27 protein-coding genes are annotated in these 21781 nt (G+C 70.2%); 12 read left to right on the top strand and 15 right to left on the bottom strand.

All coding sequences use genetic code 11. The features are described 5' to 3' along the window. The first annotated feature begins 219 nt into the window (after positions 1-219). A complete protein-coding gene (locus OIC96_RS40710; RefSeq protein ID WP_330303030.1) occupies positions 220-1095 on the top strand; it encodes an undecaprenyl-diphosphate phosphatase in 876 nt (291 codons plus the stop codon). Positions 1096-1156: 61 nt separating this feature from the next. Here the strand turns inward: OIC96_RS40710 and OIC96_RS40705 are convergent, their stop codons facing one another. Continuing rightward, positions 1157-1753 carry a carboxymuconolactone decarboxylase family protein gene (locus OIC96_RS40705; RefSeq protein ID WP_330303031.1) on the bottom strand — a complete coding sequence of 199 codons (597 nt, stop codon included), beginning with the start codon at positions 1751-1753 and terminating at the stop codon, positions 1157-1159. A gap of 74 nt (positions 1754-1827) precedes the next feature. Here OIC96_RS40705 and OIC96_RS40700 point away from each other — a divergent pair, with 74 nt between their 5' ends. Both OIC96_RS40700 and OIC96_RS40695 read left to right on the top strand, forming a co-directional pair. Beyond that, complete coding sequence (locus tag OIC96_RS40700) at positions 1828-2247, top strand: winged helix-turn-helix transcriptional regulator (RefSeq protein WP_443058449.1); 420 nt, start codon at positions 1828-1830, stop codon at positions 2245-2247. Between the two features lie 205 nt (positions 2248-2452). Continuing rightward, on the top strand, positions 2453-2632 hold the full coding sequence (locus OIC96_RS40695) for a hypothetical protein (protein WP_327427094.1): 180 nt from the start codon (positions 2453-2455) through the stop codon (positions 2630-2632). A gap of 263 nt (positions 2633-2895) precedes the next feature. On the opposite strand, the gene OIC96_RS40690 is transcribed toward OIC96_RS40695, so the two are convergent. Further along, positions 2896-3261, bottom strand: a complete 366-nt coding sequence (locus tag OIC96_RS40690) for a MerR family transcriptional regulator (protein ID WP_330303032.1) — start codon at positions 3259-3261, stop codon at positions 2896-2898. Between the two features lie 91 nt (positions 3262-3352). On the opposite strand from OIC96_RS40690, the gene OIC96_RS40685 reads away from it, so the two are divergent. The 3 genes from OIC96_RS40685 (at position 3353) to OIC96_RS40675 (ending at position 5274) form a co-directional block, all read left to right on the top strand. Then, positions 3353-3832, top strand: a complete 480-nt coding sequence (locus OIC96_RS40685; RefSeq protein ID WP_330310011.1) for a hypothetical protein — start codon at positions 3353-3355, stop codon at positions 3830-3832. Between the two features lie 363 nt (positions 3833-4195). Continuing rightward, entirely contained in the window at positions 4196-4789 is a 594-nt protein-coding gene (locus OIC96_RS40680) for a hypothetical protein (RefSeq protein WP_330303033.1), read from the top strand. A 98-nt stretch (positions 4790-4887) separates the two neighbouring features. Beyond that, positions 4888-5274: an Imm32 family immunity protein gene (locus OIC96_RS40675; protein WP_330303034.1), complete on the top strand. Its 387-nt coding sequence runs from the start codon at positions 4888-4890 to the stop codon at positions 5272-5274. Between the two features lie 160 nt (positions 5275-5434). On the opposite strand, the gene OIC96_RS40670 is transcribed toward OIC96_RS40675, so the two are convergent. Further along, complete coding sequence (locus tag OIC96_RS40670; protein WP_330303035.1) at positions 5435-5719, bottom strand: hypothetical protein; 285 nt, start codon at positions 5717-5719, stop codon at positions 5435-5437. 341 nt (positions 5720-6060) lie between these two features. Here OIC96_RS40670 and OIC96_RS40665 point away from each other — a divergent pair, with 341 nt between their 5' ends. Together OIC96_RS40665 and lnt are read left to right on the top strand one after the other, a co-directional pair. Then, on the top strand, positions 6061-6546 hold the full coding sequence (locus OIC96_RS40665; RefSeq protein ID WP_330303036.1) for a nuclear transport factor 2 family protein: 486 nt from the start codon (positions 6061-6063) through the stop codon (positions 6544-6546). Between the two features lie 128 nt (positions 6547-6674). Beyond that, on the top strand, positions 6675-8249 hold the full coding sequence (lnt, locus tag OIC96_RS40660; protein ID WP_330303037.1) for an apolipoprotein N-acyltransferase: 1575 nt from the start codon (positions 6675-6677) through the stop codon (positions 8247-8249). Here the strand turns inward: lnt and OIC96_RS40655 are convergent. After that, positions 8167-9078 (bottom strand): Gfo/Idh/MocA family protein, encoded by a 912-nt coding sequence (locus OIC96_RS40655; RefSeq protein WP_330303038.1) that lies wholly within the window; start codon positions 9076-9078, stop codon positions 8167-8169. The genes lnt and OIC96_RS40655 overlap by 83 nt on opposite strands. Positions 9079-9088: 10 nt before the next feature. Beyond that, the gene (locus OIC96_RS40650) at positions 9089-9349 is read right to left on the bottom strand and encodes a hypothetical protein (RefSeq protein WP_330303039.1); all 261 of its coding nucleotides are present in this window, start codon (positions 9347-9349) and stop codon (positions 9089-9091) included. A 265-nt stretch (positions 9350-9614) separates the two neighbouring features. Between OIC96_RS40650 and OIC96_RS40645 the strand changes: the two genes are divergently transcribed. Then, positions 9615-10073, top strand: a complete 459-nt coding sequence (locus tag OIC96_RS40645) for a hypothetical protein (protein WP_330303040.1) — start codon at positions 9615-9617, stop codon at positions 10071-10073. Positions 10074-10228: 155 nt separating this feature from the next. On the opposite strand, the gene OIC96_RS40640 is transcribed toward OIC96_RS40645, so the two are convergent. From OIC96_RS40640 to OIC96_RS40610, 7 genes are all read right to left on the bottom strand, one after another. Beyond that, a complete protein-coding gene (locus OIC96_RS40640) occupies positions 10229-10786 on the bottom strand; it encodes a hypothetical protein (RefSeq protein ID WP_330303041.1) in 558 nt (185 codons plus the stop codon). A gap of 142 nt (positions 10787-10928) precedes the next feature. Beyond that, complete coding sequence (gene ung / locus OIC96_RS40635; protein ID WP_330303042.1) at positions 10929-11612, bottom strand: uracil-DNA glycosylase; 684 nt, start codon at positions 11610-11612, stop codon at positions 10929-10931. Positions 11613-11738: 126 nt separating this feature from the next. After that, the gene (locus tag OIC96_RS40630; RefSeq protein ID WP_330303043.1) at positions 11739-13319 is read right to left on the bottom strand and encodes an ABC transporter substrate-binding protein; all 1581 of its coding nucleotides are present in this window, start codon (positions 13317-13319) and stop codon (positions 11739-11741) included. 242 nt (positions 13320-13561) lie between these two features. Then, positions 13562-14323 (bottom strand): SDR family oxidoreductase, encoded by a 762-nt coding sequence (locus OIC96_RS40625; protein WP_330303044.1) that lies wholly within the window; start codon positions 14321-14323, stop codon positions 13562-13564. A gap of 17 nt (positions 14324-14340) precedes the next feature. Then, entirely contained in the window at positions 14341-15102 is a 762-nt protein-coding gene (gene fabG / locus OIC96_RS40620; protein WP_330303045.1) for a 3-oxoacyl-ACP reductase FabG, read from the bottom strand. Between the two features lie 159 nt (positions 15103-15261). Next, positions 15262-15645, bottom strand: coding sequence for a DUF3037 domain-containing protein (locus OIC96_RS40615; protein ID WP_327427110.1), 384 nt, complete (start codon positions 15643-15645; stop codon positions 15262-15264). After that, positions 15642-16415 carry a HipA family kinase gene (locus OIC96_RS40610; RefSeq protein WP_330303046.1) on the bottom strand — a complete coding sequence of 258 codons (774 nt, stop codon included), beginning with the start codon at positions 16413-16415 and terminating at the stop codon, positions 15642-15644. Before OIC96_RS40610 ends, OIC96_RS40615 begins: the two co-directional genes overlap by 4 nt. Before the next feature lie 230 nt (positions 16416-16645). On the opposite strand from OIC96_RS40610, the gene OIC96_RS40605 reads away from it, so the two are divergent. Next, a complete protein-coding gene (locus OIC96_RS40605; protein WP_330303047.1) occupies positions 16646-17086 on the top strand; it encodes a Rieske (2Fe-2S) protein in 441 nt (146 codons plus the stop codon). Between the two features lie 12 nt (positions 17087-17098). On the opposite strand, the gene OIC96_RS40600 is transcribed toward OIC96_RS40605, so the two are convergent. Further along, entirely contained in the window at positions 17099-17737 is a 639-nt protein-coding gene (locus OIC96_RS40600; RefSeq protein ID WP_330303048.1) for a cysteine hydrolase, read from the bottom strand. Positions 17738-17881: 144 nt separating this feature from the next. Between OIC96_RS40600 and OIC96_RS40595 the strand changes: the two genes are divergently transcribed. Beyond that, the gene (locus OIC96_RS40595; RefSeq protein ID WP_330303049.1) at positions 17882-18349 is read left to right on the top strand and encodes a pyridoxamine 5'-phosphate oxidase family protein; all 468 of its coding nucleotides are present in this window, start codon (positions 17882-17884) and stop codon (positions 18347-18349) included. 120 nt (positions 18350-18469) lie between these two features. Here OIC96_RS40595 and OIC96_RS40590 read toward each other — a convergent pair whose 3' ends face one another. After that, the gene (locus OIC96_RS40590) at positions 18470-19372 is read right to left on the bottom strand and encodes a LysR family transcriptional regulator (protein ID WP_330303050.1); all 903 of its coding nucleotides are present in this window, start codon (positions 19370-19372) and stop codon (positions 18470-18472) included. A gap of 75 nt (positions 19373-19447) precedes the next feature. Here OIC96_RS40590 and OIC96_RS40585 point away from each other — a divergent pair, with 75 nt between their 5' ends. Further along, entirely contained in the window at positions 19448-20383 is a 936-nt protein-coding gene (locus OIC96_RS40585) for a DMT family transporter (protein ID WP_330303051.1), read from the top strand. A 53-nt stretch (positions 20384-20436) separates the two neighbouring features. Here OIC96_RS40585 and OIC96_RS40580 read toward each other — a convergent pair whose 3' ends face one another. Then, entirely contained in the window at positions 20437-21768 is a 1332-nt protein-coding gene (locus OIC96_RS40580; RefSeq protein ID WP_330303052.1) for an aminotransferase class I/II-fold pyridoxal phosphate-dependent enzyme, read from the bottom strand. Positions 21769-21781: the final 13 nt, after the last annotated feature.

The following is a 21781-nucleotide window of genomic DNA, read 5'->3' as shown; positions in this document are numbered from 1 at the left end:
CCCTCGTACGCCTCCTCGCGCCCGCTCGTACGCCTCCTCGCGCCGGCTCGCACGCCTCCTCACGCCCGCCCGCACATCTGCCCGCACGCCTGCGAAACCCCTGTGGCCGGGCTGTCACAGGGGGGCGCTACGCTGCCACCAACACCCGTGATCACCGCCGACGGCGGCACGGCGTGCCCATCGCTCCTCCCACGATCAGCACTTGGACCACGTAACTTCATGTCTTGGTTTGAATCCCTCATCCTCGGACTTGTCCAGGGGCTGACCGAGTTCCTTCCCGTCTCCTCCAGCGCGCATCTGCGGCTGACCGCCGCCTTCGCGGGCTGGGAGGACCCGGGCGCCGCGTTCACCGCGATCACGCAGCTCGGTACGGAGGCCGCGGTACTGATCTACTTCCGCAAGGACGTCGGACGGATTCTCGCGGCGTGGTTCCGCTCGCTCACGAACAAGGCGATGCGCGGGAACCACGACGCGCAGATGGGCTGGCTGGTGATCGTCGGCTCGATTCCGATCGGCGTGCTCGGGGTGACGCTCAAGGACCAGATCGAGGGGCCGTTCCGCGATCTGCGGATCACCGCGACCATGCTGATCGTGATGGGCATCGTCATAGGCGTCGCCGACCGGCTCGCGGCGCGCGACGAGACGGGCGGGAAGCACCGGGCGGCCAAGCAGCGCAAGACACTTGAGGACCTGAACGTCAAGGACGGCCTGCTCTACGGCGCCTGCCAGGCGATGGCGCTGGTCCCCGGCGTGTCCCGGTCGGGCGCGACCATCAGCGGCGGTCTGTTCATGGGCTACACGCGCGAGGCGGCGGCCCGCTACTCCTTCCTCCTCGCCATGCCGGCCGTCCTCGCCTCCGGCACCTTCGAACTCAAGGACGCGGCGGCGGAAGGCAATGTCTCCTGGGGCCCGACGATCTTCGCCACGATCATCGCGTTCGGCGTCGGTTACGCCGTCATCGCATGGTTCATGAAGTTCATCTCCCACAAGAGCTTCATGCCGTTCGTCTGGTACCGGATCGCGCTCGGCATCGTCATCATCGCGCTGGTCGCGACGGGCGGACTGAGCCCGCACGCGGCGGAGTCGGCGGGCTGACGGCTGACGCCGCGCAGTCGGCGGGGGCGACGGCTGACGCGCCGGGCACCCCCGACACCCTTCACACCCCTGGCGCCCCCGGCGCCCCCGGCGTCCCCGGCGTCCCCGGCAGGGCGAGCGCCCAGGGTTCCTCCTCGATCCGCGCCCCGTTGGCGACGTACGCGATCGTCCGGTACCAGCCCGCGAGGACCAGCAGCTCCAGGGCCTCCTGTTCGCCGAGATGCTCGCGCAGTCCGCTCCACACCGCGTCGCTCACGCGCGCGGTGGCGTGGAGTTCGTCGACGGCCCTGAGCAGGGCGGTCTGCCGAGCGGACCAGGCCGGGTCGTCGGGTGTACCGGTCGCGGTGAGGGTGACCTGTTCCGGGGTGAGACCGGCCGTCTCCGCGTACGTCGCCATGTGGACGCCCCACTCGTAGGAGCACCCGGAGCGGGCGGCGACGCGGGCGATCACCAACTCGCGGTCGGCGTCGCCCAGTCGGCCGTGGACAAGCAGGCCCGCACCCAACGCCCGCATGCGCGACGCCAGTTCGGGATGGCGCTCCAGGACCTTGAACAGCATGAGGGGCTCACGCGCGACGCCGGGCGGCATCCACCGGTGCAACGCGCGGTCGGTCTCGGGCTCATAGGGCGGCGTGACGCCGTCGATGCGCTGCTTCATGTCCCTCACCCTTGCGCTTCGGAAATCGAAGCGCAAGGGTGAGGGGTGAGCAACTGCCATGGAGAGGTACTCACTTGGGCACGACCCCCGAGCCGGAGCGGACCGCCACCGACAGCGGTGCGCCCGACCACACCGCCCACGACAACCCGGCGTCGGACACCCCCGCCCCCGGCCGCCCGGTACGCGGTTCGGCCACCGGCCGTCCCGTCATGGCCGCCCTGGACCTCCTCGGCCGGCGCTGGACGCTGCGCGTCATCTGGGAACTCCACCGCGGCGGCGCCCCGATCGGCTTCCGCGACCTCCAGCGCCGCTGCGACGGCATGTCCTCCAGCGTGCTGTCCACCCGTCTCGGGGAACTCCGCGAGGCGGGCATCGCGGCGCCGACGGCCCAGTCGGCCTGGCGTCTCACCCCGCTGGGCGACGACTTGGTGACCGCGATGGGGCCCCTGCTGGACTGGTCCCACGCCTGGGCCACGAGAGCCGCGAGACAGTGACCCGCGCCCCCCTGCCGACGCCGACTGGGCGTTGTGGGCCCTCACTTGGGATTACCGCAAGACAGCCACCCGCTCGCACTTGGCCCCGCGACTGCTCGACGTGACGGATCGACTGAGCCCGGCCCGGTCGGCCGTGACGAACCACATACGGGATGAGTAGCCGACCGGTAGCGCAGTGTCAGTCCTTGCCCCTAGGCTTGTGCGCATGTCCCCCGATTTCACTCCCCCTGGTTCCGTGCGGTCCGCTGCGGCGTTAAACGAGCAGATCCGCGCCCTGTGGATGCGCGCGGGCGGTTCCCTGTCCGCCCAGGAGCGGGCGGAATACGAACTGCTGGTCGTGAAGTGGGCGGAAGCGATACGGGGAGAGGTCGTCGAGGCGGCATGAGAGCCGCGGGGCAGCCGCCCACCGGGCCTGCCGACCGGGCCTCCGACCGGCAGTTGAAGCCGGCGCCCCGTCACCGCCCCCGGACGCCCGAAGCACCACCCCCATCGTGCGCGACGAGTTGAGTGCACCCCGGTGTCGACCATCCCGGGTGCGACCGTGTCGACGCGGATGGAATCACCGGCAACAGCGGCGCCACGCCCACGCGAAGCCCTCGCGGCAGGGGGCAGTCACGGGTCGGGCCCGCGACGCCCTCAGCCTCGTAGTCAGCTCGGTTGGCCAACCGCCCGCAACGGACACCCGGTGTCGACTCGCGTAGCGAGTTCAGCCCGCAGGATGGTGAGTTCGGCCATGCGGGCGTCGATGACCTGGATCTTCTGCTCGAACAGCATGGACAGTGCCCCCGCGGCGTCCGGCGCCTCCCGCAGTTCCTCGCCGTGCCGCGCGATCTCCGCCAGAGAGAATCCAAGCGTCTGCGCAGTGCGGACGTACTGCAGCCATGGCACCGCCTCTGGCGGGAAGTCGCGATAGCCGTTGGCCAGCCGCCGACCCGTCACGAGGCCGATCTTCTCGTAGAACCGAATGGCGTCTCTGCTCATGCCCGCCTGCGCGGCCAGCTCTCCGATACGCATGACCCTCCGTCGGATGGTGGGCTTGACCTTGGACCGTACTCCACTGTTTAGCGTGAGGCGTCGCTCTCCCGAGACCAGTTGGAGCCTCACGGTGATCCGAACCATCGCCCCCGAACGCCCCGCCTATCTTCGCGCCGTACGCGCAAGCGCCTGGTACGACCTCGTCGTTACTGCGGGCTTCGCGACGCCGTGGACCTACACGCTGGTGCACGATGCGCTGTCATCGTCGGGCAACGCACTCGGGCTGGGCGCCCTGCCCGAACTCGACCCGGTGCAGATCCTGTACGCGAATCTGATGGGCTCGGTCGTGGTGGTCTGGGCTGTCCTGCGCATCGTCCGGCCGCTGGCGGTGCACGGACTGCTCGACGGCATCGCGCGCACGCTGTTCGCGGCGTGGCAGGCGTACGCGCTGGCCCACGGTGCCACGCGGCTGCTGTGGATGTTCTTCGGCGTCGAGGTGATGTTCGGCCTCGTCCAGCTTGTGCCGTGGTGGCGAACCCGGAACACGAACCTGTCGCACACCGAAGCCGGCCCGGCCGTTGGGCATCCACTCAGCGCAGAGGGCCGGTGACACCCGGATCCAAGTCAAGACACGTTCACGGCCCTTCCCTCGATGGCACACCGCCACCGCGCCTCAGCTTCAGCCTCGGCCTCGGCCCTCAAAACCGATCCCGCTTCCCCAATGGACGATCTACCATGCTGCTCAATGCTTTGAGCCGGGCGGATGGTTCGAGCGAAGCTTCCTGAGCCGGCGGACACCTGCGCGCGCTCAACAATCAAGCGAGTGGGGAAAACAGTGGTTCGCCCATCACGAGTCGGCACCGCTATTGCCATGCTCATGACATTCTCGGCCCTCGGGGCATGCGCATCCGAGCAGGACTCCCGGGCAGGCGCGTCGGAAGAGACCACGACGGCCGGTGCACAGGACAAACCGTTGAGCAAGGCGGACCTGGAGCGGGCGGCGATCACGGACAAGGATCTCGACGGCTACGAAATCAACCGGATCCTGGCCGCTCCCTCGGCGTCTCACAGGACGGCGGATCCTGCCAACTGCGGGCCCGTCGTTCAGGCACTGGGCGGAAGCAGCGGCTTCACAGCCACCGCACGCGTCGGCCGGGTGATTTTTTCGAAGAAGCACGGCCCCGGAGCATCCATGATCCTCTCGTCACACGGCGCCGGGGATGCCGCGCGGGTGATCGACGCGTTCCGCGCGGCCGCCAAGCGGTGCAAGACCTTCAAGGACATCCGGGCGGACTTCCGCTACAGCGACGCCGAACTCCAGCCCGACCCCGGCTACGGCGATGAATCAGTGTCCCTGCGGCTCACACAGCTCGCGGCGGACAGCGAGGACGAGGAGCCCATCCGGGTTCCCTACACGGTCGTCGCCGTTCGGCAGGGCGCGACGGTCGCCATGTTCTACGAGTTCAACCTCCCCCGAGGGCCAAGGGGCAAGGACCCGGCCGTCGTACCGGAAGCGATCATCAGGACACAGCTGACCAAGCTCAGCAAACTGGGGCTTTCCAAGTGATGGTGGTCAAGCGGTGGTTGGGAGGTCTGTGGCCTTGAACCTGAATGATCACTACCAACCGTTGCCGCTCAAGCAAGCGCCGAGGAGAAGTGACCCCCATGAGACTGGTCTCCGACCCCGGGTACGGCGAAGTGGATCTCTCGGCGTCGGCGGAAGAACTTTCGCAGTTGGCAAGCGCGGTGGCCCAGGGCGAGGGGCTGCTCAGCTCCACCTCTTCGCCGGGCAGCGACGCCCTGGCCGGGGTCGAGGTCAAAGCGACTTCAGGCCCTGGCGTCCTCATCCACCGGGACGCAGAGCGGCAGATCCTTGTGATCAGCGGTGACTCCGCCAGCAGGGCAGTACTGGCGGAGAACCTGCGGGACATGGCCACCGCCGAGGACGGCGGTCACCTCCACATCGGCTACTTCCCTGGGCACTTCTACCTCGCCGAAGGGTCACTGCCCCTGGTGGTCAACAGCCCGCACGGGGGCATGCCAACCCGGTGAGTGGGCAGTTGGTCGCTGCGATCAGTGATCGCAGGCGACCAGCGACCAGCGCTTGGAACGCACGCCGTACCTACGCGCCCAGCAGGCACGCGGGCGTCACGGCTCATGCGGCCTGGGAAATGATCACTGGCGGCATCTCATGTGGCTGGTCCGAACGCTGTCATGCGGATGCCACCACCTCGCCGGCCATGACCTGGGGAGGGTTGGGGAGCAGTGACGCAAGGTTGTCCCGCACGAAGTCCGCAGCCCTCGAGATCGATTCCTCTGCACCGACCTGGTCCTGGAAAACGCTGGCCGAGATCATCACTCCGTCCCCGGCATCGATCCAGTAGTAGGACACGAAGCCGGAGACCTGGCGCATGAGCGGCACGAACCCCTCGTTCACGAGACGTGCCGCCTCGGCCGAATCGGTCACCCCTTCGTACCGCCGGACTGCTGCGTACATCGCCAAGCTCCTCACGGCGTTCTGGATTCGTCCTGCTGAGACGTCGTACCCCTGCGACGGCTGCCTGGCTCATGAGGCGTCCGGCAATCACCTGAAGGGCCGCCTTGGGTGATCCGAACGGCGGCCGCCGGCCCGGACACACGGCCCTGCGCTCTCTTCTGCGAAGTCTGTGCGCTCCGCGCTCTCCGGGCTCACCGCGCTCTCCGAGAGCTCCGCAAGCGATTGATCATTCATGGGCAACAGGGTCCATAGAGTGAACCCACGGCGGCCACCGAAGATCAGACGCCGAATATCACCGCACGGCCCTTGGCGTGGCTCGCCCCGTAGCCAACACTGAGCCGATGACGCAGCGTGTGGAGCTCGCGACCGTGATGGACCGGTTCGCCGTGGACGGACTCGTCACCGAGTACGCGGTGACGGTGGACGACGGCGACTGGGAGGCGTATCGGGGGCTGTTCGCGCCGGACGGACGGGCGGACTACCGCTCGGCCGGCGGCATCGAGGGGGACGCGGCCCAGGTCGCGGGGTGGCTCGCGCAGAGTATGCAGCTGTTCCCGATGCGCCAGCATCTGATCGTCAACCGGCGGGTGCGGTTCGGGGTCCTTGATCAGGACACCGGCGACACGGCCCGGGTCCAGGCGGACTACATCAATCCGATGAGGTTCGCGGGACACGACGGCGGATCCACCGCCCCCGACTTCGTGTGCGGCGGCCGTTACGCCTTCGGACTGGTGCGTACGGACGACGGCTGGCGGCTGCGCCATGTGGTCGTCCAGGAGAAGTGGCGCCGCACCCCGCAGAAACATCACGAGCCCGCGGCCACCTGAGCCGACCGTCTCGCGACGAAGCCTGCCGGCGACGCCCGAACGCCGGAACGGGCCTCTTCCGATGCCCTCTGTCGGAGATCGTCCACGACGCGCACACTGGAAGCACGCACCGGGGAGGGAGGCGCTGCATGACGAGGCCCGAAGACTGGCTGGTCTCCCCCTGGCGACGCGGGGTCGTCGCCGCGCTGGCGGGCGCGCTGCCCGTATTCACCTTCCCGGCACCGTCGTGGTGGTGGTTCGCCTACGTCGCCCTCGTGCCCTGGATCCTGCTGGTCCGCTCGGCCCCGACGGGCAGGCGGGCCGCGTACGACGGCTGGCTCGGTGGGCTGGGCTTCATCCTGGCCGTGCACCACTGGCTGCTGCCGAGCCTGCATGTGTTCACGGTGGTCATAGCGGCGCTGCTCGGTGCGCTGTGGGCGCCCTGGGGCTGGCTCGTCCGGCGGTTCCTCGCCGGTGTGCCCTCGCCGGGACGGGTCGGTGCCGGGCTCCTGGTGCTGCCGTCCGGCTGGCTGATGGTCGAACTCGTCCGGTCCTGGCAGGGGTTGGGCGGCCCGTGGGGTCTGCTCGGCTCCAGCCAGTGGCAGGTGGCGCCCGCGCTGCGGCTGGCCTCGGTCGGCGGGGTGTGGCTGCTGAGCTTCCTGGTGGTCGCGGTCAATGTCGCGGTCGCCGTGCTGGTCTCGGTGCGTGAGTCCCGTATGCCCGCCGTGGCCGGGCTGGTCGCGACGGCCGCCGCGACCTCGGCGGCGTGGGTGTGGTCGCCGCGCCCGGAGGCCGACGGCCGGGTCCGGATCGCCGTCGTACAGCCCGGTGTGGTGGACGGCAGCGGCAGCGGCGACAAGCGCTTCGCGCGCGAGGAGGCGCTCACCCGCACGCTCGCCGGGCGCCACCTCGATCTGGTCGTCTGGGGCGAGAGCAGCGTCGGCTTCGATCTGACCGACCGGCCCGACCTGGCGAACCGGCTCGCCGCGCTGTCCCGGCTGACCGGCGCCGACATCATGGTGAACGTCGACGCGCGCCGCTCCGACCACCCGGGCATCTACAAGAGTTCGGTCCTGGTGGGACCACAGGGCCCGACCGGCGCCCGCTACGACAAGATGCGGCTCGTGCCCTTCGGCGAGTACATACCCGCGCGTTCCCTGCTCGGCTGGGCGACCTCGGTGGGCAAGGCCGCGGGCGAGGACCGCAGGAAGGGCACCGAGCAGGTCGTGATGAACGTCGGGCACGGACTGCGCGTCGGCCCGATGATCTGCTTCGAGACGGCCTTCCCCGACATGAGCCGCCATCTGGCCCAGGATGGCGCCGAGGTCCTTCTCGCGCAGTCGTCGACGTCGACTTTCCAGCAGAGCTGGGCGCCGGAGCAGCACGCCTCGCTCGCCGCGCTGCGGGCCGCCGAGACCGGCCGCCCGATGGTGCACGCGACGCTGACCGGCGTCTCCGCCGTCTACGGCCCGAGCGGCGAGCGCATCGGCTCCTGGCTCGGCACGGACGCGAGCACGACGATGGTGTACGACGTGCCGCTGGCCCGGGGTGTCACGCCGTACGTCCGGTTCGGCGACTGGCCGGTGCACGGGGCCCTGCTGGTGCTGGCGGCGCTCTGCGCGATGGAGGGCACCCGCGCGTTCAGACTGCGGCGCTCCGCTCCTGCACCGCACGCACCACGCGCTCGCACAGCTCATGGGTCGCCAGCGCGTCCCGGGCGCTGAGCACCTTGCCCGCGCGGACGGCGTCGAGGAACGCGAGCACCGCCTGCTCGATGCCGCGCTGCCGGGCCACCGGCACCCAGTCCCCGCGCCGTCGCACGGTCGGCTGCCCCTTGTGGTCGATCACCTCGGCGAGGTTGACCACCTGACGCTTGGTGTCCTGGCCCGAGACCTCGAGGATCTCCTCGTTCGAGCCGCTGAGCCGGTTCATCACACCGAGCGCCGTGAAGCCCTCCCCGGCCAGTTGCAGCACGACATGGTGCAGCAGTCCGTCCTCGACGCGGGCCCGCACGGTCACGTCGTCGACCGGCCCCGGCGCCAGGAACCGCAGGGTGTCCACGACGTGGATGAAGTCGTCGAGGACCATCGTGCGGGCCTCCTCGGGCAGCCCTATGCGGTTCTTCTGCATCAGGATCAGCTCACGGGGGTGATCGGCGCACTGCGCGTACCCGGGGGCGTAACGCCGGTTGAAGCCGACGGCGAGACTGACGTTCCGCTCCTCCGCGAGCCGCACGAGCCGCTCCGAGTCGGCGAGTTCGTACGCCAGCGGCTTGTCCACGTACGTCGGTACGCCCGCCTCCAGCAGGCTCGTGACGATCTCGGGGTGCGCGACGGTGGCCGCGTGCACGAACGCCGCGTCGAGATTCTGCGCCAGCAGCTCCGCCAGGTCCCTGTGACGCTGCCCCTCCGGAAGGTGGAGGCTGTCGCCGACCTGGGCGAGCGTCGCCGGCGTCCGCGTCTGAAGATGCAGCTCGACCCCCGGCTGCACACCGAGCACCGGCAGATACGCCTTCTGCGCGATGTCACCGAGTCCGATGCAGCCGACCTTCACAGGGGTCTCCTCAAGGGGTGCGTTCCGGGTACCTGACCTCGTCGGAAGCATACGGCTGCCCGGGCGGCCACCAGTCCCGCATGCCGTACAAGCTGCGCGGGAAGAGCGCGGGTGTGGCCCTGGACTGCGCGGCGATCACGGTGTCGCGTACGGCGGCGCCCACACGATTGCTCATCCGGTTGACCCTGGCGATCTGGACGGCCGTCCGGGCGATGGCGGTCGTACGGGGCAGGCGGTCCGCCGTGTACGCGGCCAGGCTCGAACCAGTCACCGAACCGGCGCAGGAGCTCCCGCTTCTCGTCGTCGGCGGCCCGCTGCCCCGCGGGGCGAGGGGACGAGGGCGGCGGCAGCGATTCCCGGGTCGGCTGACCCGTCAACCCGCGCCGGCTGTACACCCGCATGATCAAGAAGTACGCCCGGCGCCGGGTCACCCTGCCGACGACGACACCCACCGGAGGAGCGGAAGGATCACCCGTGCGGGGCATCCTGCGCTCGTCCGCTCCCCAAAGAGGGCCGGACACAGCAGAGTTGCGCGGGTGCATCGAACGACGACGACCGCAACGCTCCTGGTCACCGTGGCCGTCACCGCCCTCTCCGGGTGTGTGACCGTCCAGCGACCGTCCGCCTCCGGCCCGCCGACCGCGCCGTCCCGGCCCTCCGCCCCGCGCACGGACGGCGAGGCCGAGCCACAGATCGTGCAGGCACCGGCGCGGGAGGCGCTGGAGCTCATCGGGCCGTCCCGCAAGCCCTCACCGAGCGCGGCGTCGCCGCACCGCGCGGCTCCCCCACCGGCCGCCGCCGCACCGGTGATCCCTCCGCGCCGCCACCCCACCCCGCATCCCGAGCCCCGGCGCCCCGAGCGCCGCGTCGCCGTCCCGCCGGTTTCTCCCGAGGTGCCGAAGAACCCGGATGTGTGCGCCCTCGGAAAAACGTACGGGGGCTGGAAGGCGGACAGCCCGGAGGCGGTCATCTGCAAGGGGGCATATGGGAATTGACAGAGCCGACGCCTGCGCAGAGCGGGTGCGTGGCCGCATGGCTGCGCCGCGCTGCCTGTGAAGCCCGCACCGAACCCTCGTGAGGGGGCGAGCCGTTACCGGAGCTCTGTGAGGAGGCGACGGTGACGGACCGGCGTCGCAGCCGCCGGGGCACACTAGGGCCGCTGTCTCGGTGGCCCCAGCGTCTCCCCTCCGGGTCCCCCGAAGCGATCGGGACTGCCGCCCTCCCTCGATGTCCCGTCCCCGTCGAGTCTCAGCTCCAGGCGGCCGATCGCCGCGCGGACACCGTCCCCGTAGCTGTCGTCCCCGAGGGCGCCGACCGCGCCGCGGGCCCGGCGCAGATGGCTGCGGGCGGCCTCGGAGCGGCCGAGCTTCACATAGTCGGCGGCCAGGTTCAGATGCAGCGACGGGTAGAACGCGCGCACCGCGAGCGACTGGTGGTGCTCGGCGACCCGCCCGTCGCCGAGTTCCTCGGCCGCCGACAACGCCCTGAGGTCCCAGGCGAGTTCGTCCGAAGGGTCGTCCTGCGTGTCGGCCATGTAGTGCGCCAGTGTGCAGCGGTGCAGGGGGTCGCCGTCCTCGCCGATCTCGACCCACAGGTCGAGGAAGCGGCCGCGAGCCTCCTCGCGGTCACCGCCGTGGTGCAGCATGACGACCTGCCCGATCCGGGTCATCATGGCGTCCGGCGCCGCCTGCTCCTGTTGCTCCGCCACCGCGTCCTCCAGGCTCGTCACTGTCCCTCACGACGCTAACCGGAGCCACTGACAATCACGCTCAGGCGCCCCCGTACGCCGCTGGGCCAGGCTGGTGACGGCCGGACCGGGCCCCGCCCGGCCCGGCCGCCCCTCGGCCGTGTCAGCCCAGGTCGGGAATCCGCCAGTCGATCGGCTCGTGGCCCTGCCGGGCCACCGCCTCGTCGATCTGCGTGAACGGATGCGAGCCGAAGAACTTCTTCGCGGACAGCGGTGAGGGGTGCGCCCCCTTCACCACCACGTGCCGCTCCTCGTCGATCAGCGGGAGCTTCTTCTGCGCGTAGTTGCCCCACAGCACGAAGACCGCCGGGTCGGGCCGGTCGGCGACGGCGCGGATCACCGCGTCCGTGAACTTCTCCCAGCCCTTGCCCTTGTGCGAGTTGGCCTCACCGGAGCGCACGGTCAGCACCGCGTTGAGCAGCAGCACGCCCTGCTCGGCCCACGGCATCAGATAGCCGTTGTCCGGGATCGGGGTGCCCAGCTCCTCCTTCATCTCCTTGTAGATGTTGCGGAGCGAAGGCGGGGTCTTCACGCCCGGGCGGACCGAGAAGCACAGGCCGTGCCCCTGGCCCTCGCCGTGGTACGGGTCCTGACCGAGGATCAGCACCTTCACCTTCTCGTACGGCGTCGCGTCGAGGGCGGCGAAGACCTCCTCCCGCGGAGGGTAGACGGGACCCTTCGCGCGCTCCTCCTCGACGAACTCGGTGAGTTCCTTGAAGTAGGGCTGCTGCAGCTCCTCGCCCAGGACGCCGCGCCAGGACTCGGGCAGCATGGCGATATCGGTCACGTCAACTTCCTCCGATGTGCGGTCACTTCCAGACCACAGAACCTACCGTCGCCCACTGACAATCGGCTCCGGCCCCCGGTCCACCAGGTGGTCTCGCAGTCCGCCACCGGCTCGCCCCGCCGCGCGCTACCAGCTGGTTTTGCGGTGCAGCTCCCACATCGTCATGATCGTCGAGGGGTCCAGGGCCCGCTCGCCGCCCGAGATGTCCTCGCTCGCGGCGACGTACTGCTTGCCCTGCCACAGCGGCAGCAGCCGAGCGTCGTCGACGAGGATCTGCTGGGCCTCCTCGAACTCCTTCACCACGGCGCCGCGGTCGCTCTCGCCGCGCGACTCGGGCAGCAGGGTGTTGGTGATCCGCGGGGCCGGATAGGGCGTACCGAGCGCGTTCTGCTCGCCCACGAAGGGCGCGATGAAGTTCTCGGCGTCCGGGAAGTCGGGGAACCAGCCGCGCCCGAACACCGGGTACTCGCCCTTGCGGTAGCCCGCTTCGTACGTCTTCCAGGGGCGGCTCCGGAGCGTGACGCGGAACAGGCCGGAGCCTTCGAGCTGGCTCTTGAGCTCCTGGAACTCCGGAGCGGTCTCGGAGCCGTAGCGGTCGGTCGTGTACCAGAGGGTCAGCGGGACGCGTTCGTTGATGCCCGCCTCCAGGAGGATCTTGCGGGCCTTGGACGAACTGGGGTCCCCGTAGTCGTCGAAGAAGCCGGTGGTGTGCCCGGTCAGGCCCGCGGGGACCATGGAGTACAGCGGATCGACGGTGTCCTTGTAGACCTTGTGCGCGATCGCGGGCCGGTCGACGACCTGGGCGATCGCCTTGCGGACCGCGAGCTTTCTGGCCCACGGGTCCTTCGGGTTGAACACCAGGTAGCTGATCTCGGTGCCGGCGCCTTCGAGGAGCTCAATGCCCTTCTGGGAGTCGGGCCCCTTGAGGGCGACGATGTCCGAGGCCGCGAGTCCGCGGTAGGTGACGTCGATCTTCTTGTCCCTGAGGGCCTTGACCATCTGGGCCGAGTCGGGGAAGTAGCGGATGGTGACCGCGTCGTTCTTGCGCTGGGCGAAGCCGTCGTAGTGGTCGTTCCTGACGAGTTCGGCCCGCTTGCCCTCCTCGTAGGACCGGAGGCTGTACGGCCCGGACCCGAAGACCTTGCCGTCCTTGCGCAGGGCGTCGGCGGGGTAGTCGTCGGGGTCGACGATCGACATGGCGGGGGTGGCCAGGACGAACGGGAAGGTGGCGTCCGGCTTGTTGAGGTGGAAGACGATCTCGCGGTCGCCCAGCACCTGTACCCGGTCGAGACTGCCGAGCAGGCCCGCCGGACCGCCGGGTACGGCGATCTTCCTGATCCGGTCGATCGAGTGCTTGACGGCCCGCGCGTCGAGCGTGTCCCCGTCGGAGAACTTCATGTTCGGGCGCAGTACACAGCGGTACGTGCGATTGGACGCGTTCGTGAACGCGCAGCTCTCGGCCGCGTCGGGCTGAGGTGTGACGGCGCCGTCGGGGTAGCCGAGCAGCGTCTGGTAGATGTTGCGGAACAGCTCCCAGGAGCCGTCCCAGGAGGCGGCCGGGTCCAGCGTGCTCGGGGCACTGGTGGTGCCCACCACGATCGGTCCCTTGTCGTCGGACGACCCCGAGGAGAGAACGCCACACCCAGCCACCAGGGTTATGGACGTGATCGCCGCCAGCTGTCGTAGACATCGGTTCCGGTTGAACACGCGCACGCTCCTCGATCTGCCGTACCAAGGGTCGGCAGACCATACCGCAGTGCCCTGCCGGTGGAACCATGTTCCCGGCAGGGCACTTGATCAGCGCGGATGTGACTACGTTGTCAGGCTTCTGTGGACCCCTTGTCGAAGCCTTCGTCGAATCGGTGCTCGGTCGACACCGTCGTAGTTTTTGTCAACCCTCCACAAACCGAGGGTCGCTGGACGCCGCGCCGAGTGCGGGGCGGCGCGGGCTACTCCACCCCGGCGTTCAGGAACATGCCGCCGTCGACCACGAGCGTCTGACCTGTGACCCAGTCCGACTGCTGCGAGGTGAGGAACGCGGCGGCGCCGCCGATGTCGGAGGGCACCCCGAGCCTGCCGAGCGGGTAGGCCGCGGCCGCCTCCGCCTCACGGCCCTCGTACAGCGCCGCGGCGAACTTGGTCTTCACCACGGCGGGCGCGATCGCGTTGACCCGCACCTTGGGCGCGAACTCGTGCGCCAGCTGCACGGTCAGGTTGATCATGGCGGCCTTGCTGATGCCGTACGCACCGATGAACGGCGAGGGGGCGAGGCCCGCGACGGAGGCGATGTTGACGATCGCGCCGCCGTTCTCGCTCTGCCAGGCCTTCCAGGTCTGCTGGGCGAAGCCGAGCGCCGAGACGACGTTGGTCTCGAAGACCTTGCGCGCCACATTGAGGTCCAGGTCGGCGATCGGCCCGAACACCGGGTTCGTACCGGCGTTGTTGACCAGGAAGTCGACGCGCCCGAAGGCCTCCATGGTGCGCTCGACGGCGTGGGCCTGGTGGGCTTCGTCGTGGGCCTTGCCGGCGACGCCGATGACGCGGTCGGAGCCGAGCGCCTCGACGGCCTCCTTCAGGGCGTCCTCGTTGCGGCCGGTGATGCAGATCCGGTCGCCGCGGGCGACCATGGCCTCCGCGACGCCGTAGCCGATGCCGCGGCTCGCGCCCGTGATGAGCGCGACCTTGCCCGAGAGTTCGGGAAGTGTGGTCATGTCCGTGCCTCCCGGCCTTAGTTGAGCGGCCCGCCGGCCACGTACAGCACCTGGCCGGAGACGAATCCGGCGGCCTCGCCGGTGAAGAAGGCGATGGCGTTGGCGATGTCGTCGGGGTTGCCGACGCGCTGGACCGGGATCTGGGTGGCGGCCGCGGCCTGGAAGTCCTCGAAGTCCATGCCGACGCGGGCGGCGGTGGCGGCGGTCATGTCGGTGACGATGAAGCCGGGCGCGACGGCGTTCGCGGTGACGCCGAACTTGCCGAGCTCGATGGCGAGGGTCTTGGTGAGGCCCTGCAGACCGGCCTTGGCGGTGGAGTAGTTGGCCTGGCCGCGGTTGCCCAGCGCCGAGGACGAGGAGAGGTTGACGATCCGGCCGAACTTGGCGTCCACCATGTGCTTCTGGCAGGTCTTCGCCATCAGGAAGGCGCCGCGCAGGTGCACGTTCATGACCGTGTCCCAGTCGGACGCGCTCATCTTGAACAGCAGGTTGTCGCGGAGCACGCCCGCGTTGTTCACCAGGATCGTCGGCGCACCGAGCTCCTCGGCGATCCGCGCGATCGCGGCCTCGACCTGGGCCTCGTCGGAGACGTCACAGCCGACGGCGATGGCCTTGCCGCCGGCGGCGGTGATCTTCTCGACGGTGTCCTTGCACGCGGCCTCGTCGAGGTCGATCACCGCGACGGCGCGGCCCTCCGCGGCCAGTCGTACGGCGGTCGCGGCACCGATGCCGCGCGCGGCACCGGTGACTACGGCGACGCGCTGCTCAGTGGTGGACATTGCTGGTTCTCCTCGCCCTTGAAAAGCCCTGCGGCCTGACATGCCCTGCGGCTCACACGGTACGCCCCTGCGGTGAGCGACCGCTTAGTACCTTCAGCAGACGTGACGCTAGAAGCCCTGGCACTCGGTGTCAACGGCACACCACGCCGGTGTGATCCATTACCTGACCAGCAACTGGAGCAACCGCTCCGTCTCGGCCTCCGGATCGGCGGTCAGTCCGGTGTGCACGGGCCCCGGCTGGACGACCGTCGATCGCGGAGCGATCAGCCAGCGAAACCGCCGCCCGGCGTCGTCGCGCGCCGCCTGACCTGCCGCTTCACCGCCCGCACAGACCCCCTCAACAGCACGCAGCGCGGCCCGTACGCCCGCCACGTCCGCCTCCGGGTCGAGCGCCCGCAGCTTGGTCTCGTCCAGATGCGTACGCACCCCGACGTAGGACTTGGCGCGGCAGTACACCAGCACGCCCGCGTTGAAGCACTCGCCGCGCTCGACCCGCGGCACGACACGCAGCAACGCGTACTCGAAGACGTCCCGCTCGCTCACTTGTCCCCCTCGATGCCGTCGATGCCCTTGATCCGCTCGTGGATGACAGCGGCGCGCGCCAGGAGCGGCTGCGCGTAGGCGCGGCGCAGCGCGTCGGCCGAGTCGAAGCCGGGCTCGTCCGCGAGCCACGCGTCGGGGATCTCGGCGGTCACCTCCGCGAGCAGTTCCTCGGTGACCAGCGGCGCCAGCTCGACGGCGGCGGAGGCGATGTCCGGCCCGAAGGACACGAGCGCGTGGTCGGAGACGTCGTACGGCTTGGCGGCGGAGGCCTCCGCGCCGGGCCAGTGGTGGTGCCAGATCATCGTGGCGCCGTGGTCGATGAGCCACAGATCGCCGTGCCACATCAGCAGGTTGGGGTTGCGCCAGGAGCGGTCGACGTTGTTGACGAGCGCGTCGAACCAGACGATCCGCCCGGCCTCCTCCGGGCTCACGCGGAAGGCGAGCGGATCGAAGCCGATCGCGCGCGTGAGGAAGTCCATCCCGAGGTTCAGCCCGCCGCTCGACTTCAGCAGCTCCTGGACCTCCTGGTCCGGCTCGCCGAGTCCCAGCACCGGGTCGAGGCCGATCGTCACCAGGCCGGGCACCCGCAGACCGAGCCGGCGGGCGAGTTCACCGCAGACGACCTCCGCCACGAGCGTCTTGCGCCCCTGTCCGGCGCCGGTGAACTTCATGACGTACGTCCCGAGATCGTCGGCCTCGACGAGCCCCGGCAGCGAGCCGCCCTCACGCAGCGGCGTGATGTAGCGGGTCGCGATGACTTCCTTGAGCATCGCCCCAGGCTACTGGGGTGGTCACGGACATCGGACGCGACCCGAGGGTGCCCGCCGCGTCCGCGTCCCGATGGGGTCGGCCCGGCTGTCGACCCGCTGTCGATGAGGGCCGGCCGGCTGTCGACCTGCTGTCGATTGAGCCAAGAAGTCCCCAACCCCCTGAACAGGGCACACGGGCGGAGCGTACTTCTCTACAGATCAGCATCACGTCCGTTGAAGGGAAAGTCGGCATGACCAGCGAATCGCTTCACCCCGTTCCGGCACCGGCACGCCGCACCGTCGTGGCGGCGGTCGGCGCGGCGGGACTCGCCGTCGCGCTGACCGCGTGCGGATCGGACGACAAGTCGTCGTCGGGCTCGTCCACGGCACAGGGTGCCGCCGCCGGAACCGAGATCGCCAAGACCTCCGACATCCCCGAGGGCGGCGGCAAGATCTTCAAGGACCAGGGCGTGGTGGTCACGCAGCCCACGGCGGGCACCTACAAGGCGTTCTCGTCCAAGTGCACTCACCAGGGCTGCGCGGTGTCGGGTGTCACCAACGGGGTGATCACCTGTCCGTGCCACAAGAGCGAGTTCTCCGTCACCGACGGCAGCGTGAAGAAGGGCCCCGCGACCCAGGCGCTGCCCGCCGAGAACATCACCGTGAGCGGGGACTCGATCAAGCTCGCGTGACCCCGGGGGAGTTCAGCGGCGCGGTCGCTTGAAGCAGGCCAGCACGTCGTCGGTCGCCGTGATGGTGGCGACCAGGGCGAGCGTGTTGCGGATCATCGCGGGGGTGTAGTCGGAGGGCACCCCCGCGATGGCGTCCGCGGGCACCACGGCGGTGTAGCCGCGGTTGACGGCATCGAACACGGCATTGGGGATGGCCACGTTGGCCGAGACACCGGTCACCACGAGGGTGCGACAGCCCAGGTTGCGCAGCAGCGGGTCCACGTCGGTGCCCGCGATCGGCGAAAGGCCGTGCAGCCGCCGTACGACGAAGTCCTCCTCGGCGACCTCGATGGGTGGCGCGACCCGCACGGCCGTGGTTCCCGTCAACTGCCGCACGGGCAGCCGCTCGGCCGCGCGGAACAGCCGGGCGTTGTGGTTGGCGCCCCGGCCGTCCGGGCGCCGCTCGGCGATCGCGTGGATCACCTGCACCCCGCTCTCGTGCGCGGCGGCCACCAGCCGGGCGACATTGGCGAGCGCACCCGAGGACCGCGCCTCCTTGGCGAGTTCGGGCAGCGCGCTGTCCTGGCCCACGACACCCTGTTGGCACTCGACGGTGAGCAGCACCGTGGTGGCGGGCGCGAGGAGTTCGCTGAGCTGTTCGTACGACGGCATGGCTCCCCTTGTTGTCGGAGGTCGGAGCGGGCGAGCGTAACGACCATTGCGTGGGGACGGAAGACGGCCCATGCTTTTCTGACGAGATGTCAGAGGATCTCTGTCGGCCCGGAAGAAGGCCGACGCGGAAGAAGAGGGGACCGCATGGCCGTCACTCAGCGCAGAGGCCGGAAGATCATGATGACTCCCGGCGAACTGGACGAGTTCCTCACCACCCAGCGCACCTGCCGCGTCGCGACGGTGTCGAAGGACGGCGCCCCGCATGTGAGCGCCCTCTGGTTCGCCTGGGACGGGGTCTCGCTGTGGCTGTACTCCGTGGTGCGCAGCAAGCGCTGGACGGAGCTGCGCCGCGACCCGCGGATCGCCGTGGTGATCGACTCCGGCGAGGACTACGGGGACCTGCGGGGCGTCGAGCTGTCCGGCACCGTGGAGTTCGTGGGCGAGGTCCCCCGCACCGGAGAACTGTGCGCCGAACTCGACGTCCCGGAGACCCTGTTCGCGCGCAAGAACTTCGGTCTGGAGGAGATGCCGCACGACGGCCGCCACGCGTGGGCGCGGTTGACGCCGGAGGCGATCGCTTCGTGGGACTTCCGGAAACTGCCGCCGATATAGCCCACTTCGAGGCGACTCGCTGTGGCGTAACTCGCTTCGACGCAGCGCAGTGCGGCGTAACTCGCTTACGCACAGCCCGCTTCCGTGGGGCTCGCTTCCCTCGGGTTCACTGCGTGTGGCTCACTTGACGGCCTCCCCGGCCCTGCGCAAGGCGTCCACCGCCGCCCTGATCGACGGCCGGCGGTCGGCGTCGGCTCGCCACACGACGTACACATGGCGGCGCACACGCTGCCGCACCGGCACGGTGACGACTCCCTCGGGCATCGGATTGCGGCCGAGGAGGGGGGCCACGCACACGCCGAGCCCCGCGGCGACCAGGCCGAGCTGGGTGTGCGTCTCCGCCGCGCGATGGCCGATATGCGGTTCGATGCCCTTGGAGCGCAGCGTGAACATCAGCCACTCGTGGCAGAACTCGCCCTCGCCCCAGGTGATCCACTCGTCGTCGGCGAAGTCGCCGAGGTCCACCTCCGCACGGTCCGCGTGCCGGTGTCCGACCGGCATCGCCACATCGGCCGGATCGTCGAGGATCGCCGCCTTCACCAGGCCGTCGGGCAGCGGCATCGGCTTGTTGTACCAGTCGAGCACGACCGCCAGGTCGAGATCGCCGCGCACCACCCCGGCGACCCCGGCCTCCGGTTCCAGCTCGCTGGAGCGCACCCGCAGCCCGGGGTGGTCGGCGCGGAGAGCGGCGAGCGCGGCCGGAAACAGCCCGCGCGCGGCGGTCGGGAACGCCGAAAGCCGCAGCTCACCCACCACCTGACCGCGCTGCGCCTCCAGGTCGGACTGGGCGAGCTCGACCTGGGAGAGGATGCGGGCGGCATGCTCGGCGAGCAGTCTCCCGGCGTCGGTCAGGCGCACCCCCCGCCCGTTCTTGGCGAGCAGCTGCTGCCCCACCTCGCGCTCCAGCTTGGACATCTGCTGGGACACGGCCGACGTCGTGACGTGCAGTCCCTCGGCGGCGCCGCTCACCGAGCCGTGCCGGGCGAGGGCGTCGAGGGTGCGCAGGCGCTCCAGATTCAACATGTAAGCAATGCTACGAGATACAGCTCGGAAAATCTCGCTTGTGCTACGAGATCACTGTGCCTCATCGTTGTGTCCATGAGCGCCGTGACCACTCCTCGAACCGACACCCCGACCGCCACGACCCCCCGCCGCCGCACCGCCCTCGACTGGCGGATCCGCTTCGGCGTCCTCTCCCTGATCTGGGGTTTCAGCTTCCTGCTCATCAAGGTCGGCACGGAGGGCTACGCGCCGTTCCAAGTCACGTTCGGGCGGCTGCTGTTCGGGACGGCGGTGCTCGCGGCGGCGATGGCGGTGAAGCGGGAGCGGCTGCCGCGCGGGGCCCGGACCTGGGGGCATCTCGCGGTCGCGGCCTTCCTGCTCAACGCGCTGCCGTTCTCGCTCTTCGCCTACTCCGAGCTGACGATCCCGTCCACGCTCGCGGGCATCTGCAACGCGACCTCGCCGTTGTGGGGCATGGCCCTGTCCCTGGTCGCCCTCTCCGAGGACCGGCCGACCCGGCGCAGGGTGGCGGGTCTCGGCATCGGCTTCCTCGGCGTTCTGACGGTCCTCGGCGTCTGGCAGGGCTTCCACGGCCTGGACACCACGGGCACGGCGATGGCCCTGCTGGCCTCGCTGAGCTACCCGATCGGCTGGATCTACGTCCGCCGCACGCTGGCCGGCACCGGCCACTCGCACCTCTCGATGACCGGCGCCCAGCTGCTGCTGGCCACCACCCAACTGGCCCTCGTCACCCCGCTGTTCACCACCCTGCCGAGCCACTTCCCGGTGGTCCCGCTGCTCGCGATCGTCGCCCTGGGAGCCCTCGGCACGGGCCTGGCCATGCTCCTCCAGTACGGCATCGTCGCCGAGGTCGGCCCGACGACGGCCCAGATGGTCACCTACTTCATCCCGGTGATAGCCACCGCGGCGGGCGTCGCGATCCTCGGCGAGTCGCTGACCTGGTCGACTCCGGTCGGCGCGGTGATCGTCCTCGCGGGCGCGGCGCTCACCCAGGCCAAGCCGCGCCGATGACCCGCGCATAACGGCGTACGGGCCGGCTGACGTCGGACAGCGTACGAGCCGGGTCACATGTAACGGCGCGCGGGCGCCGGGCCCACGGCCGACGTGACGGCGTCCGCCAGCGGCTCGATGTCGTCCGGGGTCAGGGTCGAGACGGTGATCCGGATCCCGGGCGGCGCGCTCATCCGGAAGCGCGCCCCGGGCGCGACCGCCCAGCCGGAGTGCAGCAACCGCGCGACCGCGCCTGTCTCGTCCGGGACGGGGATCCACACGTTCATCCCGCTGCGCCCGTACGCCTCGATGCCCCGCTCCTTGAGGGCGTCGATCAGCGCGTCGCGGCGCCGTCCGTACGCCGCCGCCACGGCCTTGGCGTCCACCGCGCCGCCGGCCCACAGGTGGACGACGGCCCGCTGAAGCAGATGGCTCACCCAGCCGGGCCCCAGCCGCTGCCGCCCGTGCACACGGTCGACGGTGACGGGGTCCCCCGTGAGGACGGCGAGCCGCAGGTCGGGGCCGTACGCCTTGGCGACGGAGCGTACGAAGGCCCAGCTGCGCGTCACCCCGGCCAGCGGGTGCAGCGGCAGGTCGACGATCCGATGCCCGTGGTCGTCCTCGATGAGCAGGGTCTCCGGGTACTCCGCGAGCACGGAACGCAGGGCACGCGCGCGCGTGGCGCTCACCGCGGCGCCGGTCGGGTTCTGCGCCCGGTCCGTGACGATCAGGGCCCGTGCTCCGGCCTCCAGCGCACGGCGTACGTCGCGAGGAAGCGGGCCCTCGTCATCCACACCGACACCGACCGTGCGCAGCCCGAGCGCGGGGGCGAGGTCGAGCAGACTGCCCCAGCCGGGGTCCTCGACGGCGACGGCGTCCCCGGGCTTGAGATGGACCGCGAGGACACGCTCGATGGCGTCGAGCGATCCGGAGGTGACGACGACGGGCCCGCCGGGCACCCCGTCCGCGTCCAGGTCGGCGCGCGCGAGCCGCGCGAGCTCCGGTTCGACCGCCGCCGCCCCGTACATCACGGCCTCGCGGTCCGACCGCTCGGCGGCCGCCGCGAACGGCTCGGCGAGACCGGGCAGCAGTCCGCGGTCGGGGTTGCCGTCGGCGACGTCCCGCACCCCGTCCGGCACCTCGACCCGGATGTACTCGCGCCCCGTGGTGGCGGGCTTCGAGCGCACCCGGCTGCCGCGGCGGCCCGCGGTCTCGATGACCCCCCGCTCGCGCAAGGTGCGATAGGCGGCCGCGACGGTATTGGGATTCACCCCGAGCCGCTCGGCCAACTCCCGCATAGGCGGCAGCAGTTGCCCCGGCTCCAGGTCTCCCGACCCCACTGCGCGCTCGACGCTCGCGGCAATCTCGGCTGCGCGACGCCCTTCGATCCGATACTCTCCTAGCACAAAGCAGATTATG

Origin of the sequence: Streptomyces sp. NBC_00775 (assembly GCF_036347135.1) — a bacterium.
Classification (GTDB): domain Bacteria; phylum Actinomycetota; class Actinomycetes; order Streptomycetales; family Streptomycetaceae; genus Streptomyces; species Streptomyces lutosisoli.
This window is presented reverse-complemented; position numbering and strand designations above follow the sequence as displayed.

Coding starts and splice junctions, on each gene's coding strand:
- OIC96_RS40710 (WP_330303030.1), top strand. CDS start 220: ATGTCTTGGTTTGAATCCCTCATCCTCGGACTTGTCCAGGGGCTGACC.
- OIC96_RS40705 (WP_330303031.1), bottom strand. CDS start 1,753: ATGAAGCAGCGCATCGACGGCGTCACGCCGCCCTATGAGCCCGAGACC.
- OIC96_RS40695 (WP_327427094.1), top strand. CDS start 2,453: ATGTCCCCCGATTTCACTCCCCCTGGTTCCGTGCGGTCCGCTGCGGCG.
- OIC96_RS40690 (WP_330303032.1), bottom strand. CDS start 3,261: ATGCGTATCGGAGAGCTGGCCGCGCAGGCGGGCATGAGCAGAGACGCC.
- OIC96_RS40675 (WP_330303034.1), top strand. CDS start 4,888: ATGAGACTGGTCTCCGACCCCGGGTACGGCGAAGTGGATCTCTCGGCG.
- OIC96_RS40670 (WP_330303035.1), bottom strand. CDS start 5,719: ATGTACGCAGCAGTCCGGCGGTACGAAGGGGTGACCGATTCGGCCGAG.
- OIC96_RS40665 (WP_330303036.1), top strand. CDS start 6,061: ATGACGCAGCGTGTGGAGCTCGCGACCGTGATGGACCGGTTCGCCGTG.
- lnt (WP_330303037.1), top strand. CDS start 6,675: ATGACGAGGCCCGAAGACTGGCTGGTCTCCCCCTGGCGACGCGGGGTC.
- OIC96_RS40625 (WP_330303044.1), bottom strand. CDS start 14,323: ATGACCACACTTCCCGAACTCTCGGGCAAGGTCGCGCTCATCACGGGC.
- fabG (WP_330303045.1), bottom strand. CDS start 15,102: ATGTCCACCACTGAGCAGCGCGTCGCCGTAGTCACCGGTGCCGCGCGC.
- OIC96_RS40610 (WP_330303046.1), bottom strand. CDS start 16,415: ATGCTCAAGGAAGTCATCGCGACCCGCTACATCACGCCGCTGCGTGAG.
- OIC96_RS40605 (WP_330303047.1), top strand. CDS start 16,646: ATGACCAGCGAATCGCTTCACCCCGTTCCGGCACCGGCACGCCGCACC.
- OIC96_RS40600 (WP_330303048.1), bottom strand. CDS start 17,737: ATGCCGTCGTACGAACAGCTCAGCGAACTCCTCGCGCCCGCCACCACG.
- OIC96_RS40595 (WP_330303049.1), top strand. CDS start 17,882: ATGGCCGTCACTCAGCGCAGAGGCCGGAAGATCATGATGACTCCCGGC.
- OIC96_RS40590 (WP_330303050.1), bottom strand. CDS start 19,372: ATGTTGAATCTGGAGCGCCTGCGCACCCTCGACGCCCTCGCCCGGCAC.
- OIC96_RS40585 (WP_330303051.1), top strand. CDS start 19,448: ATGAGCGCCGTGACCACTCCTCGAACCGACACCCCGACCGCCACGACC.